The organism is Streptomyces sp. NPDC051677, from assembly GCF_044453465.1.
In the GTDB taxonomy this organism is placed as follows: domain Bacteria; phylum Actinomycetota; class Actinomycetes; order Streptomycetales; family Streptomycetaceae; genus Streptomyces.
The window spans coordinates 179315-193146 of sequence record NZ_JBITCT010000006.1; the positions used below are offsets into that span (position 1 = coordinate 179315).

At 73.2% G+C, this 13832-nt stretch carries 13 protein-coding genes; 7 read left to right on the forward strand and 6 right to left on the reverse strand.

Annotated elements, in window-relative coordinates; genetic code table 11:
* Positions 1–4 precede the first annotated feature (4 nt).
* From ACIBAF_RS09365 to ACIBAF_RS09385, 5 genes are all read left to right on the forward strand, one after another.
* Positions 5–913 carry a peptidoglycan DD-metalloendopeptidase family protein gene (locus tag ACIBAF_RS09365; protein WP_399462541.1) on the forward strand — a complete coding sequence of 303 codons (909 nt, stop codon included), beginning with the start codon at positions 5–7 and terminating at the stop codon, positions 911–913.
* 248 nt (positions 914–1161) lie between these two features.
* Entirely contained in the window at positions 1162–2238 is a 1077-nt protein-coding gene (locus ACIBAF_RS09370) for a GDSL-type esterase/lipase family protein (protein ID WP_399462542.1), read from the forward strand.
* Positions 2239–2356: 118 nt separating this feature from the next.
* Positions 2357–3064: a DUF6250 domain-containing protein gene (locus tag ACIBAF_RS09375; RefSeq protein ID WP_399462543.1), complete on the forward strand. Its 708-nt coding sequence runs from the start codon at positions 2357–2359 to the stop codon at positions 3062–3064.
* A 126-nt stretch (positions 3065–3190) separates the two neighbouring features.
* On the forward strand, positions 3191–3976 hold the full coding sequence (locus tag ACIBAF_RS09380) for an SGNH/GDSL hydrolase family protein (RefSeq protein ID WP_399462544.1): 786 nt from the start codon (positions 3191–3193) through the stop codon (positions 3974–3976).
* A gap of 162 nt (positions 3977–4138) precedes the next feature.
* Positions 4139–4882, forward strand: a complete 744-nt coding sequence (locus ACIBAF_RS09385; RefSeq protein ID WP_399462545.1) for an SIMPL domain-containing protein — start codon at positions 4139–4141, stop codon at positions 4880–4882.
* Positions 4883–5475: 593 nt separating this feature from the next.
* On the opposite strand, the gene ACIBAF_RS09390 is transcribed toward ACIBAF_RS09385, so the two are convergent.
* Together ACIBAF_RS09390 and ACIBAF_RS09395 are read right to left on the reverse strand one after the other, a co-directional pair.
* Entirely contained in the window at positions 5476–6096 is a 621-nt protein-coding gene (locus ACIBAF_RS09390; RefSeq protein WP_399462546.1) for a TetR/AcrR family transcriptional regulator, read from the reverse strand.
* Positions 6097–6105: 9 nt separating this feature from the next.
* Entirely contained in the window at positions 6106–7329 is a 1224-nt protein-coding gene (locus ACIBAF_RS09395) for a Glu/Leu/Phe/Val dehydrogenase dimerization domain-containing protein (protein WP_399462547.1), read from the reverse strand.
* Positions 7330–7513: 184 nt separating this feature from the next.
* Here ACIBAF_RS09395 and ACIBAF_RS09400 point away from each other — a divergent pair, with 184 nt between their 5' ends.
* Both ACIBAF_RS09400 and ACIBAF_RS09405 read left to right on the forward strand, forming a co-directional pair.
* Positions 7514–8743, forward strand: coding sequence for an MBL fold metallo-hydrolase (locus ACIBAF_RS09400; RefSeq protein WP_399462549.1), 1230 nt, complete (start codon positions 7514–7516; stop codon positions 8741–8743).
* A gap of 107 nt (positions 8744–8850) precedes the next feature.
* Positions 8851–9795 (forward strand): alpha/beta hydrolase, encoded by a 945-nt coding sequence (locus ACIBAF_RS09405; protein WP_399462550.1) that lies wholly within the window; start codon positions 8851–8853, stop codon positions 9793–9795.
* A gap of 30 nt (positions 9796–9825) precedes the next feature.
* On the opposite strand, the gene ACIBAF_RS09410 is transcribed toward ACIBAF_RS09405, so the two are convergent.
* Genes ACIBAF_RS09410 through ACIBAF_RS09425 form a run of 4 tightly spaced genes read right to left on the reverse strand, consistent with a single transcriptional unit; the run spans position 9826 to position 13832 of the window.
* Positions 9826–10470, reverse strand: a complete 645-nt coding sequence (locus ACIBAF_RS09410) for a LysR substrate-binding domain-containing protein (RefSeq protein ID WP_399462551.1) — start codon at positions 10468–10470, stop codon at positions 9826–9828.
* Entirely contained in the window at positions 10463–11206 is a 744-nt protein-coding gene (locus tag ACIBAF_RS09415) for a DUF6182 family protein (protein ID WP_399462552.1), read from the reverse strand. The genes ACIBAF_RS09410 and ACIBAF_RS09415 overlap by 8 nt, the downstream gene beginning before the upstream one ends.
* On the reverse strand, positions 11203–12387 hold the full coding sequence (locus tag ACIBAF_RS09420) for a hypothetical protein (protein ID WP_399462553.1): 1185 nt from the start codon (positions 12385–12387) through the stop codon (positions 11203–11205). The genes ACIBAF_RS09415 and ACIBAF_RS09420 overlap by 4 nt, the downstream gene beginning before the upstream one ends.
* 2 nt (positions 12388–12389) lie before the next feature.
* Positions 12390–13832, reverse strand: a complete 1443-nt coding sequence (locus ACIBAF_RS09425) for an NAD(P)/FAD-dependent oxidoreductase (protein ID WP_399462555.1) — start codon at positions 13830–13832, stop codon at positions 12390–12392.

Here is a 13832-nt window from a genome sequence, read left to right on the forward strand (position 1 = left end):
CGTCATGCCCGCGAAGGGTAAGCACCGCCGTCCCAAGTCCCAGCGCTTCACCCGTTCCATCGCCGTCGCCGGAACCGGCGGCGTCGCGCTCGCCCTTCCGCTCATAGGCGCCACCGGCGCCCATGCGGCCCCCGTGCAGTCGGCTTCCCAGTCTGTTGCGCAGACGGTTGCGCAGTCCGTTTCCGAAAAGGCCGTGCAGTCCGTTCCGGTGGCGCAGAAGAAAACCGCTGCCACGAACACCCGGACGTACATCGTGCGGTCCGGCGACTACCTCTCGAAGATCGCCGACGAGCAGCACGTCAGCGGCGGCTGGCAGAAGCTGTACCAGGACAACCGGGCGGCCATCGGCAGCGACCCGTCGCTGATCCACCCCGGCCTGAAGCTCTCGATCGGCAAGAAGGCCACGACCGGCAGCACCAAGTCGTCGTCCGGTTCGTCGTCGTCCTCGTCTTCCTCCGCGAAGGCGACCACCCAGGCCGCCGAGAAGACCACCAGCACCTCCAGCGGTTACGTCCTCCCCGTGGCCGGCGCGACCATCGGAACCGGTTACCACGTGGCCGGCAGCATGTGGTCCAGCGGCTACCACACCGGCGTCGACTTCGTCGTCCCGACCGGCACCTCCCTCAAGGCCGTGGGCGCGGGCACCGTCGTCTCCGCGGGCTGGGGCGGCGCGTACGGCAACCAGGTCGTCATCAAGCTCGCCGACGGCTACTACGCCCAGTACGGTCACCTCTCGCAGCTCTCCGTCTCGGCCGGCCAGACCGTGACCGCGGGCCAGCAGATCGGCCTGTCCGGCGCGACCGGCAACGTGACCGGCCCGCACCTGCACTTCGAGATCCGCACCACGCCGGACTATGGCTCGGACGTGGACCCGGTCGCCTACCTCCGCTCGCACGGCGTCGCCGTCGGCTGACCCCGCCGACGACCGCACGCCACACGCCTGACCACGCCTGACACGCAGCCGAAGGCCGGACCCCGATCCCCGGGTCCGGCCTTCGGTGTTTCCGCATGCCGGCCCCGCCGACCGGACCTTGCGTGTTCGTGATCGTTTCATTGCGGCCGCGTGGCAGCCCTTTTCGTCCCCTCGACAGGCGGGGCACGGTGGGGCCACAGTGATCTCCGTCAGGGGGCAAGCGCTTTCTACCGTTCTTCGGAGGTCCCGTGCCCGGCGCCGACCGACGCACCGTCATCAACCGGTTCCTGAGTACCGCGGCGGCCGTGACGCTTCTGGTCGGCGCCGCACCGCCCGCCCTGGCCGCGGCCGGCGGCACGGACCTCGTCCGCCCCGACGACCGGCGGCTCGCCTACGAGGGGCACTGGGGCCGTACCGCCGAGGCCGCGATCACCGTCAACTCCGGTTCCCGGCTGCGGTTCCGGTTCGCGGGCGGCGCCGTCCACGCCCTGTTCGACGTCTCGTCGGTCACCGTGCCCGCGCAGGTGTACGTCTCGGTCGACGGGGGCCCGAAGACGCTGTACGCCGTCGACCGCGCCGACCTCGCGATCACGGCGACCGGGCGGGGTCCGCACACGGTCGAGCTGTCCCTGAAGGACGTCTACTCGCGGGCCGGGCGGTGGACGCCCCCGCTGGAGACCGGAGTCGTGCTGACCGGCATCAAAGGCCGGCTCCTCGCCCACCATGCGGTCAAGAAAGGTGAGTTGGCGTTCTACGGCGACTCCGTCACTCAGGGTGTGATGGCGCTCTGCGAGGTCAACACCTCCGACTGCGCCGACGGCACGGCCGCGTACCCGACCCTCGTCGCCGACGCCCTGCACGCCGCGCTCACCCAGGTCGGGTTCGGGCGGCAGGGTGTGATCCAGACCGGGAACGGGGGAGTGCCGACCGCCGGTGACGCCTACGGCTGGAACTTCGCGGGCTCCCCGGCGCGCCCGGACCGCAACGCCGACGTGATCGTCGTCAGCCAGGGAACCAACGACACCGCCTACGGCTCGACCGAGTTCCGTGCCGCCTACCGCTCCTACCTCGAGCGCCTGCGGTCGGCCGCCCCGCACGCCCGCATCCTCGCCCTGCGCCCCTTCGACGGGTCGCGCGCCGCCGACATCGCCGCGGTGGTCGACGAACTCGCCGACACTCGCACGGAGTTCGTCGACACGACCGGCTGGCTCTCGGCGGCGGACGGCGACTTCCACGGCGCCGTCCACCCGAGCGCCCAGGGTCACCGCAAGGCGGCCGACCGCCTCGTCGCCCTCATCGGACACCTCGCGAAGGAGCACCGATGAACGTCACCCGACGCCGAAGAGCCGGCGTCGTCTCCGGTCCCCGCACCTGGACCCGCCGGGCGCCAACAGGTGCCCAGGCCGTCCCTCACCACCCCGCCCACTGAAGGAGTCGCTTCCCGTGACGACCACGCGCAGAGCATTCGGAGCCCTCGCCGCCGGAGCCGCCCTGGCCGCCCTCGCCCCCGCCGGCGCCGCGAGCGCCACGCCCCGCCACCGCCGTCTGATCGCCCACGACGACTTCCGGCACGGTCTGCGCCAGTGGGCCGTGGAACTGGAGAAGGGCGGGACCGTCACCGCCTCCCGCGGCGCCCTGGAGGTCGACGTGCCCGCCGGGGCCACGATCTGGTTCAGGCGGCCGTTCGAAGGACCGTACGTCCTCGAATACGTCGCCACGCCCGTCTCCGCGGGCGGGGTCAACGACCGTGTGTCCGACCTGAACAACTTCTGGAACGCCGTCGACGTCCGCTCCCCGGACGACCTCTTCGCCACCCCGCGCGGCGGCGCCCTCGCCGAGTACGACTACCTCAAGGCGTACTACGTCGGTTACGGCGCCAACACCAACACCACCACCCGGCTGCGCCGCTACGTCGGCGAGGCCGGGGTGCGCCCACTGGTCTACGACTACACCGAGCCGCTGCTCGTCGCGAACGAGCCGAACCAGGTGCGCATCGTGTCCGACGGCTCGGCCGTGCGCTGGTGGAACAACGGGCGGCTCGTCTTCGACTACACCGACCCGGAGCCGTACACCGGCGGGCACTTCGCGTTCCGGACCACGTGGAGCCACTTCCGCATCAACGACTTCCGGGTGTGGTCCCTTATTCCCTGATTGGCCAACTCTTTAGGAGTGGCTTATCTCACCGTCCGTCAACCCCTTCCTACGGTCGCGTAAGTCACATTCGAAGGTGAATCATGAACTGCTGTGGCAGACGATTCGAAGAATGACAACAGATCAGTGATCGGGTCGTACGTGGCGGTGGGGGACAGCTTCACCGAGGGCGTCGGCGACCCCGGCCCCGACGGGGCGTTCGTCGGCTGGGCGGACCGGTTCGCGGTACTTCTCGCGGACCGGCGGCCCGAAGGCGATTTCAACTACACCAACCTCGCGGTCCGTGGAAAGCTGCTCGACCAGATCGTGGAGGACCAACTCCCCAGGGCGGTGCGGCTCGCCCCGGACCTGGTCTCCTTCTGTGCGGGCGGCAACGACATCCTCCGTCCCGGCACCGACCCGGACGAGGTCGCCGAGCGCTTCGAGCGCGCGATCGCGTCCCTGACCGCCGCAGCCGGCACGGTCATGGTGACCACCGGCTTCGACACCCGTGGCGTTCCCCTGCTCAAGCATCTGCGCGGCAAGATCGCCACCTACAACGGGCATGTCCGTGCCGTCGCCGACCGGTACGGCTGCCCGGTGCTCGACCTGTGGTCCCTGAAGTCCGTGCAGGACCGCAGGGCCTGGGACGGCGACCGGCTCCACCTCTCCCCGGAGGGGCACACGCGCGTGGCGCTGCGCGCGGGGCAGGTCCTCGGCCTCCAGGTACCGGCCGACCCGGAGCAGGCCTGGCCGCCGCTCCCGCCGCGCGGCACCCTCGACGTGCGGCGCGACGACGTCCACTGGGCGCGCGAGTACCTGGTGCCGTGGATCGGACGCCGGCTGCGCGGGGAGTCCTCCGGCGACCACGTGACCGCCAAGGGCGCGCTGTCGCCGGACGACATCAGGATGCGGATCGCGGCCGTGGCCTGAGCGCTCCTGAGCGGGCCGGAGCGGGTGACCGCCTGGGCCGCTCCACCAGTGAGGTGAGCACACGGGAGTGGTGCGCGGGCGGGGGGGGGGGGGGGGGGGGGGGGCGGGCCGCCCCCCCCCCCCCCCCCCCCCCCGCCCGACACCTCGAAGGACCGGTGCCGCATGCCCCTTTCCCGTACGCCCGTCGCCGCGGCTCTCGTCGCCCTGCTCGCCCTGGGCGTCCCGGCGCTCGCCGCGCCCCCGGCCGCCGCGGCCGTCCGGCTCGCACCGGCCGGCCACGCCACCGCCACCGCCACCGTCACGGTGAGCGGCGAGGGCAGCGCGAGCGCGGCGCCCGACCTCGCGGTCGTCGGCGCCGGCGTCGAGGCCTCCGCCAAGACCTCGCAGGCCGCGCTGGAGACACAGAACAAGGCGGCCGCCGCGCTGCTGGCCGCCGTCCGCGCCCAGGGCGTCGCCGACCGGGACATCCGCACGCAGAGCGTCTCCCTCAACCCCGTCTACGACTACACGGGCGGCACCGCGCGCCTGAAGGGCTATCAGGCCGCGCAGTCCTTCTCGGTGAAGGTGCGCCAGGTGGCGCGGACCGGCGCGGTCCTGCAGGCCATCACCGACGCCACCGGCGACGCGGCCCGCATCACCTCCGTGGCCTTCGACCTCTCCGACCCCGCCCCGCTGCGGGCCCGCGCCCGCGAGGCCGCGCACGACGACGCCCACGCCAAGGCCGAGCAGTACGCCCGCCTCAGCGGCCGCCGGCTCGGCCGCCTCGTCTCACTCAGCGAGGACGCCTCCACCTCCCCGCACCCCGCCCCCGCCTCCGCCGACACTCCCGGCATCAGCGCCGTGCCGGTGGCTCCCGGCGAGATCCGCGCGACAGCGACGGTGACAGCGGTGTACGAACTGGACTGACCCGGGGTCGTCCGGCGGATCAGGCGACCGCCGGTCGGCGCCGATGAGGGCGGCGCGCCCTTTCCCGCGCCGTGACCCGCCGGACGGCCCCGAGGGTTCGGTCCAGCTCGATGCGCTTCGTACCGTCGGCTGTGGTGCCGTGGTGGGCGGGGGTCGGGTGTGCGGGCGGGGCTGGGTGAGGCGGTTGGGTGGGTCGGGGTGTTGGCCGCAGTTGACGAGGTGCCGGGGCTTTTCCTGCGGGCGGGCCCGCCGGACGGCCCCGGCCGGGTCGGTCCGGCTCGGTGCGCTGCGTGCCGTTGGCTGTGGTGCCGTGGTGTGTGGGGGTCGGGTGGTGAGGGTCGGGTGTGGGGGCGGGGCTGGGCGGGGTGGTTGGGTGGGGCAGGGCGTTGGTCGGTGTTGAGTCGTGGTTCTCGTGGGCTGTGCCGGAGGTCTGTTGTGGGGGGCGGCAGTGGTTGCGTCGGGGGGTGCGTGGCCGGTGGGCGCGGCTTGGTCGTTGCGGTCGTGGGTGTTGTTGGGCGCCCTGCTCGGTGACACCCCGGAAAAACGCGTCCCGTGCCCGTGTGTGAGCCCGGGGCGGTGACCGTGGGGGGTGCTCAGCGGTTCTGGGGGGTCAACGTGTCCGGGGGCAGACCGAGTTCCCGGGTCAGGGCCTCGTCGACCCATTCCTGTGCGCGGCTGCGGGGCACGGCGCCCGCGTAGGACGTCAGCTGTACGGCCAGCCCGTCCAGCAGGGCCGTCAGACGCAGGGCCGTGCCCGCCGGGTCCGGGCAGTGGAACTCGCCCGCGGCCACACCCTCCGCGATCACCTCGGCGAGCGCGGCCTTCCACTCCCTGTCCAGGTCCCGGGCGACCTCCCGCAACGCGGGCTCGCGCAGCGACACCGCCCAGCCCTCGATCCACAGCCGCCAGCCCTTGGCCTGCCCCGTGGGCGCGTACCAGCGCACGGCCGAACGCAGCCGGCGCAGCGCCGTGGTGCGGCGGCCGACCAGCTTGCGCAGCCGCGCCAGATCGTCCTCGGCCGCGTAGGCGAACGCGTCGGCGACCAGCTTCTCCTTCGTCGAGAAGTGGTAGAGCACCAGCGCATTGCTCACCCCGAGGGCCGCGGCGACGTCGGCGATCCTGACCGCCGCCACGCCCCGCGCCTCGATCTGCTCGATGGCGGCCCGCAGCAGTTCCTCCCGCCGCTCGGCCACACTCAACCGGACCCTCGCCACGCCGTCACCCTAATCCGTCGGCGCGCGCCCCGCCGGTGCGGACCCGCTCGGCGCCGGCATGTGGTGGCCGAAGCGTTCCGCGATCACCGGCAGGCGCCGGGCGGCGATCGTGTGCGCGGCGGCCCGGGGCGTCGTCCCGTCCGCCTCCGCCCGGGCCAGCACCAGTTCCACCAGGGCGCGCATCGAACGGCGCGTGTGGGCGAAGGCCTCCTCGGCGTCCGCGCCGATGTCGCCGAACAGCGTCCACCACCACCAGGCGTTCGTCCCGGAGTTGACGACGACGTCGGGCAGCACGCTCACCCCGCGCGCGTGCAGCAGCTTCTCCGCTTCGGGGAGGACGGGCATGTTGGCCGCCTCGACGATCCACCGGGCCCCGATGAGCTCCTGCTCCTCGACCCCGATCGCGTACGACACCGCGGCCGGCACGAGCACCTCCGCGTCCACCGACAGCCAGGCGTCGCCGGGCAGCTCACGGTCCCCGGGACGCAGCACGGCGCGGTCCACGGCGCCGTGCGCGTCCCGCGCGGCCAGCAGCGCCTCCACGTCGAGACCGGCCGGGTTGGCGATCGCGCCCTTGACGTCGGCGACAGCCACCACCGTCAGCCCCGCGCGCGTGAGGAAGCGCGCCGTGGCCCCGCCCATCGTGCCCAGCCCCTGCAGGGCGACCCGTGTTCCGTCGTACGCCGCCCCGGCGCGGTCCAGGGCGGTCAGCACGGACTCGGCGACCCCCAGGCCGCCGACCAGCTCGTCCAGGCCGATGCCGTCCACCTCGACGGCGAAGGCGGCCGCGAGCCGCCCGCGGGCGGCCGTCTCGTCGTCGAGGAGCGGGTAGACCGCCTGCACGGTCGAGACGAGACCCGCTTCGATCGCGGCCCGGTCCACCAGGTCCTGGGTCAGGCCCAGGTCCTCGCCGGTGGTCCAGCAGCTCTCCACGTACGGCCGCACCGCGCGCAGGTAGCGCACCAGCAGCCCGTACGCCCCGGGATCCCGGGGATCGCAGTCGATGCCCCCCTTGGCGCCGCCCAGTGGCACGTAGCGGGCCTCGGGGTCGTAGTGCAGGGCCTCCTTGAGGCTCATGCCGTGGGCGAGCCCGGCCACCTCCTGAAGGGTGCAGCCCGGCCGCATCCGCAGCCCGCCGCTGCACACACTGCGCACGAGCCGGTCGACGACCAGGAAGCCCTGGCGGCCGGTGACGTGGTCGGTCCAGGTGAGCGACAGGAACGGGGCGGTCATACGGGCTCCTCGACCGGCGCGGGCGGTGCCGGGAAACGGCTGGTACTGAACAGTGGGTCAGTATCGGAAGGCCGTGCGCACCGTGTCAACGCGGGCTCGCGGGCCCAGGGTGACCAGGGCGACCCCGCGTTGTCGGAGGGGGCGACCATAATGGAATGCCTCAGCGACTCCACCTGGAGGTACCGTGTCCGGTTCCCGTTCCACGAGCCCCGGGCTCCGTGTTCCGCAGCCCGAGGCCTTCGGCGCGGACCCAAGCGGTGAGCGCATGGCGCGCATCCGCAGATCGCCCCACTTCAAGGACGGGGTGTTCCAGAACCCAGGCGGCCCGGCGCGGATCCGCCCCTCGGGCGGCGGGATGATCGACTTCGCCAAGAACTTCTTCGACAAGGACAAGCGTGCCCGCCGGGCCCCCACGGGCAGGATCCCGGTGCATGCCACCACCCTCGCCGACCTGGCGGAGTCGCCCCCCACGGGCCTGCGCCTGACGTGGATGGGGCACGCCAGTGTGCTCGCGGAGATCGACGGACAGCGGGTCCTGTTCGACCCGGTCTGGGGCTCGCGCTGCTCCCCGTTCCCCTTCGCGGGACCCAAGCGGCTGCACCCGGTCCCGCTCCCGCTGGCCGCGCTGGGCCCGGTCGACGTCATCGTGATCTCGCACGACCACTACGACCACCTGGACATGCCGACGATCAAGGCACTGGCCGGCACGGACACCCTGTTCGCCGTGCCGCTCGGCGTCGGCGCCCACCTCGAACGCTGGGGCGTCTCCGCCGACCGGCTGCGCGAGCTGGACTGGCACGAGGCGACGAAGGTCGGCGGCCTCACCCTGACCGCCACACCGGCCCGCCACTTCTGCGGCCGCGGCATCCGCAACACCCAGCACACCCTGTGGGCCTCCTGGGTCGTCGCCGGTGAGGAGCACCGGATCTACCACAGCGGCGACACCGGTTACTTCGACGGCTTCAAGGACATCGGCGCCGACCACGGCCCGTTCGACGCGACGATGATCCAGATCGGCGCGTACTCGGACTTCTGGCCCGACGACGACCCGGCCACCGAGCCGCTGCCGGGCGGCTGGCCGGACATTCACATGAACCCCGCTCAGGGCGTCCAGACCCACCTCGACCTGCAGGGAGGCGAGCCGGGCGGCGCCCTGCTCCCAATCCACTGGGGTTCGTTCAACCTCTCGCTGCACCCCTGGGCGGAGCCCGGCGAGTGGACGCTGGCCGCCGCGAAGGCGGTCGGGCAGGCCGTCGCCCTGCCCGTCCCGGGCCTGCCGTTCGAGCCTGCCGGCGACCTTCCCGCACATCCCTGGTGGCGGGACGTCTCGGCGCCCCTCAACCGTCGCTGGCCCGTCCCGGTGATCGCGCCGAAGACGACCCGCGAAGACCTCGATCTGGTGGGCGAGGGCTGATCGCGGACCGGCGCGGGAACGAATCGAACGACAGCGTCCCGGCGCCCCGGCCGCGCACGGCGCCGTGCCGTCGGCCGTGGGTACGCCAGCCCAGTGAGAGGAACTCGATGACCTACCCGTACGATCCCGAACTCGCCCCCTGGGCACCGCACTTAAAACCCTCGGACTACACCGATGTGGCCGCGGTGCGGGCCGAGTTGACCTCGTTGATCGCACAGTTGCCCGTGTACGCGCCGGCCGAGCCGGTGGAGGTGACGGACCGCAAGGTCGCGGGGCCGCAAGGCGCCCCCGAGGTGCCCGTGCGCGTCTACCGACCGCACGGGGCCACCGAACCGGTGCCCGGTCTGCTGTACACCCACTGGGGCGGGTTGATCAGCGGCGATCTGGACACCAACCACTCGGCGGTGCTGCGCATCGCCGAACAGGCCCGGGTCATGGTGTTCTCGGTGGACTACCGGCTGGCCCCGGAACACCCCTTCCCCAACGGCCTGAACGACTGCTTCGCCGTACTCGAATGGGTCGTCGAGCACGGCGCGGAACTGGGCGTGGACACCGACCGGCTCGGCGTCGCCGGGGACAGCGCGGGCGGCGCGCTGGCCGCCGGGCTGGCGTTGCTCGCCCGCGACCGCGGTGTGCCGCTGCGGATGCAGTGCTTGAGCTTCCCGGCCCTGGACGACCGGCTGGAGACCCCCTCCGCCCTCGCCTTCGTCGACACGCCGGTGCTGGACCGGGGCAGCGCCCTGCTGAGCTGGCACCACTACCTCGGCGGCAAGGACGCCTCGGAGCGTTCCGACGTCTCGCCCTACGCCACTCCCGGCCGCGCCGAGGACCTGACGGGACTGCCCGCCACGTTCCTCTCGTCCTGCGAGTTCGACCCGTTCCGCGACGAGGACCTCGGCTACGCCCGCCGTCTCATCGAGGCGGGCGTGCCGACCGAACTCCACCACTACCCCGGCACGTTCCACGCGTGCACGGGGATCACCGAGGCCGCGGTGTCGGAGCGGATGGTGCGCGACCAGATCGACGCGATCCGCCGGATCCTGCACGGCTGACGCGAAGCCCGCGGAGGCCGGGGCCCGGTGTCACCGTCCGGGCGCCACCGAGCTCGCGGCCTCCGCCGCGGCGATGAACCGCGCCACCGGCGCCGGCAGTTCCGCCCCGCGGGACCAGGCCAGGCAGACCGGGGCGGGCGGAAGATCGGGAACGGGGACGACCCGGACGGCGGGCGGCGCCAGGTCGGCCAGCGAGGCCACCGAGAGGTGCACCGCGTGGGAGCCGACGACCAAGGCCATCATCTCCGGGATGGTGTTCACCCGGTGTCGGCGGCGGATCTCGCGCCCCCCGGGGGTGCGGGGCGGCACGATCTCGTCCCACAGGTACGCGGGAAAGGCGCCGGGGCGGTCGAAGGCGTCGTAGTCGGCGACCTCCTCGACGGAGACGGTGTCCCGGTCGGCCAGCGGATGGCTCGCGCTCACCACGACGGCGCGCGCCTCGTGGTGCAGGACCCCGCTGGTGGCGAGGTCGGCCTCCTGCGGGCCGAACTTGACCACGAGGACGTCGAGTTCACCCTTGCGCAGGGCCGAGAACGGGTCGGTGAGGTCATAAGGCTCCAGCACCGCCCGGTCCTCGCTCAGCCCCGCGCCGGCGAGGAGGTCGAGGGCCGTCTGCGGGGAGCTGGGGTAGCCCAGACGGATCGGGCGGTCCGGGCCGGCGGTCGGGTCAGACATGGGGGACTTCCTCGGTGAGAGCGGCGTAGGCACGCAACTGGTCCGGCCTGCCGGGGGCGTTGGCGATCCGCAGGGCCGCGAACGGACCGGCCAGGCCCGGCAGCCACGGCGCCTGACGGATGATCAACTGGTCGCCGGGGCCGACGACGTCGTCCAACACGGCCTCGACCAACAGGTGGTTGAGGTGGACCAGGCAGTCGGCGATGGTCACCCCGGCGGTCGCCACATACAGCTCACGTCGGACCGGGACGCGTCCCTGCGGGTCCTGGTCGGCCAGCACCCGCACCACCGCCGGGGGACGGGTCGGCAGCTCCGCCGTCCCGTCGAAGAGCTTGAGCAGACGGCGCAGGGTGGCGCTGTTCTCCAGGGGCGCCGGGTCCTGCCAGGCCGCCGACCCGTCGTCGGCGAGATGCCCGAAGACGAACCGGTCCCTGAGGTTGTCCGGGTTCCCGGCCAGGAAGACGGTACGGGTGAAGTCGCGGCGCCAGTCGGCGGCCGCCGCCCGGTCGATCCGGCCGGCGAAGGCGCAGGTGGCCCGCACCCACGTCGGCAGGTCGAAACCGCGCAGCACACAGATCGCCAGCACCCGCGCGTCCTGCGCCGCCCGGGAGATCTCCTCCTGTGCGGCCGACAGCCCGTCGGGGGTGAGCAGGTCGAGCCGTGCGGCCAGCTCCGGCCGTGCGGCGCCGATACGCCGGGCCACCTCTTCACGGAGCAGTTCCTGGGAGATCGTCACAGGTAGACCGCCGTGAGCAGGTCCGGGGTCGGCGCCGGCCGGTGTTTGGCGAGCAGGCTGGACGTCAGCCGGTACGGATTGACGTACAGGTGGTCGCCGCGATGGCGGGCCATGACGTCCGGCAGCGGCGCCGGATCGGTGTCCCGGCCCCCGGACAGCAGCCGGGCGGCGCGCGTCAGGCTGTGCCGCAGCACGTCATGGTCGAAGGACTGCTGCTGGCCGGGGCCCAGCACGGCGATGAAGTACAGCCGCATGCCGAGCCGCAGCACCTCCTCCTCGTACTCCGCCGCGGCCTTGCCCAGCAGGGCGGCGGCGGTGTGGTCGTGCCAGTCGCCGTGCCGCGCGGAACGGATCTGCCCGTCGATCGGCACCCGGCCGAGGGTGACCCGGCGGACGGTCGCGCCGAAGGCGGACAGGACGCGCTCCAGCAGCAAGTAGTCGGATTCCAGCTCGCGGTCGTACAGCAGCACGATCTCGTCGAACCGCGGTGCCAGCGGCACCAGTTCCCTGAGCGCGCAGGCCAGATAGTTCGGCTGGCCCTGCGCGTCGACGAGCTGGCGCAGCGGCAGCCCGTACCGGGTGGCGTCCAGGAAGACCGGACCGCCGTAGACGCGCTGGTCGAGGCACATGGCCAGGGCGCCGAGACGATCGATGACCTCCTCCAGGCCGAGGCCCGGCGGCTGGTGGGCGAGGAGGCCGGGGTCGTGCATGCCGAGCTGCCGGTAGTGCGCCGCCCACAGTTCGAGCACCCGGACGCTCGCCGGATGGACCCAGCCATGGTGCTCGACCGCCTCGGCGTACGGGCGCAGCGCGGCGGCGCCGACCCGACGCCCCTCGGCCCGGTGACCGACGTACATCTCCCCGATCCGCTCCTCGGAGAGGCCGGAGTAGTCGGCGTCCCCGACGGTGCGGTCGAGGTACTCCCAGAAGCCGAGGGTCTGCTCGGTGAGGTGGTAGGTGGTGGGGCTGTACCGGTAGGTCACGTCAGCCAGCCGCCCGGTGGCCCGGTACATCACATCGGTCCACAGCAGTCCCTTGAGATGGCTCGGGGTGAGGGGCTTGGACGGGGTGACCGTGATCGGGGCCAGCAGCACCCGCCGCCGGACGGTCCCGGCAGACCCGGGCCCCGTCGCCTCGGGCCGGCTGCTGTCGTGCACCGACGTCGCCTGGAGGGTTGACACCGCTACGCTCCCTTCGCCGCCGCGATGACGCGGACGAACTCGTCCCGGTCGGGCGCCGCCGGCAGCAGCGCCGGGTCGATGGGCGGCGCCTGGGCCACCCGGGCCAGGAACTTCTCGTCGCCGAAGGCCACGGCCGGGGTCGTCAACCCCATGATCACGCGGGTGATGGACCGCCAGACCAGCCCGTCGGTCAGCGCCGCGGCCCGCAGCTGTTCGGGGCTCGTGCGGCCGCCGGAGGGCTGTGTTCGCGCCGCCTGGGCCGCATCGTCGCCGCTCGCAGCCCTCCACCGGGCGGTGCGGTCGCGGTCCTCCTGCGCCGAGAACTCGTACCAGGGAGTGAACAGCTCCTCGGCGAGCCGGGCCGCGGTCAGACTCAGGGCCCCGTCCACCGGCGCGCCGGCCAGCAGGTCGGCCAGCCGGAAGGCGTGATCCAGGGCCAGCGACATCCCGCGCCCGTACAGCGGGTTGGTGACACAGGCCGCGTCGCCGACCGCGAACAGACCCGCCACGGCCCGCTGCCGGGTGGTGACCGTGCCGCGCAGCACGTTCGGCGGGCAAGCGATCACATGGACCCCGGTGAGCGGCTCGCTGACACCGGGCGCGAGCCAGGCGCCGAGGCCCGGGGTGGCCCGGGCGGCGGCGGCGAACCCGTCCGGCGTGCGCAGGCCGTCCGTCGCCCGGTCGCCGGGGAGCACCATGACCGCGACGGCGAAGGTGTGGTTGTCTCCCGGATGCAGCGCGCCGGCGTAGTGGTCCCAGATTCCGCCGGCCGCGTTGCCGCGGTTGAGCGGCCCGGGACGGCCGGCGCCGCGCAGCCGGTACTGGCGGCTGTAGCCGGTGATGGCGCAACTCTGGGTGAGGTCCCCGGCGACCGGGATCCCGGCCGCGGTCAGCCAGTCGCGGGACTCGGTGCGCCGGCCGGTGGCGTCGATCACGACCGGGGCTTCCACCACGTCGCCGTTGTCCGTGCGCACGCCCCGCACCTGCTGCGACGACGCGTCGAGCACCAGCCCGCGGACCGCCGTCGCATGGTCGACGCGGACCTCGGGCAGGTCACGTACGGTCCGGTACAGGAGCAGTTCGAGGACGGTGCGCCGACAGGCCAGGTCCACCAGGTCGTCGTCGCCGACCTCCCGGGCACGGTCCGTGACCGGCGCAGGCAACGCCTCGATGAGGTCCAGCAGTTCCGCGCCTGCCTCCAGCGCCGCGGTCAGCAGCTGCGGGGCCCGGCGGCGCAGCACCTGCACGCCGACCGAGGTCAGCGTGTGGGAGTGGACCGCCTGCGGCACGGTCGGCCGGCGCCATTCCCGCACGGCCTGTTCCACCGGCCCGTCAGGCGGCGGCGCGGAACGCTCCAGCACCCGGACCCGGTACCCGGCGCCGCTGAGGGCCAGTGCGGCGGCCAGACCGGCGACACTTCCGCCGACGACTATGGCGTCCGCCAT

Bases quoted from the DNA above. Each gene is read 5' to 3' on its own strand.
- ACIBAF_RS09365 (WP_399462541.1), top strand. From the start codon at position 5: ATGCCCGCGAAGGGTAAGCACCGCCGTCCCAAGTCCCAGCGCTTCACC.
- ACIBAF_RS09385 (WP_399462545.1), top strand. From the start codon at position 4,139: ATGCCCCTTTCCCGTACGCCCGTCGCCGCGGCTCTCGTCGCCCTGCTC.
- ACIBAF_RS09395 (WP_399462547.1), bottom strand. From the start codon at position 7,329: ATGACCGCCCCGTTCCTGTCGCTCACCTGGACCGACCACGTCACCGGC.
- ACIBAF_RS09405 (WP_399462550.1), top strand. From the start codon at position 8,851: ATGACCTACCCGTACGATCCCGAACTCGCCCCCTGGGCACCGCACTTA.
- ACIBAF_RS09410 (WP_399462551.1), bottom strand. From the start codon at position 10,470: ATGTCTGACCCGACCGCCGGCCCGGACCGCCCGATCCGTCTGGGCTAC.
- ACIBAF_RS09425 (WP_399462555.1), bottom strand. From the start codon at position 13,832: ATGGCGGACGCCATAGTCGTCGGCGGAAGTGTCGCCGGTCTGGCCGCC.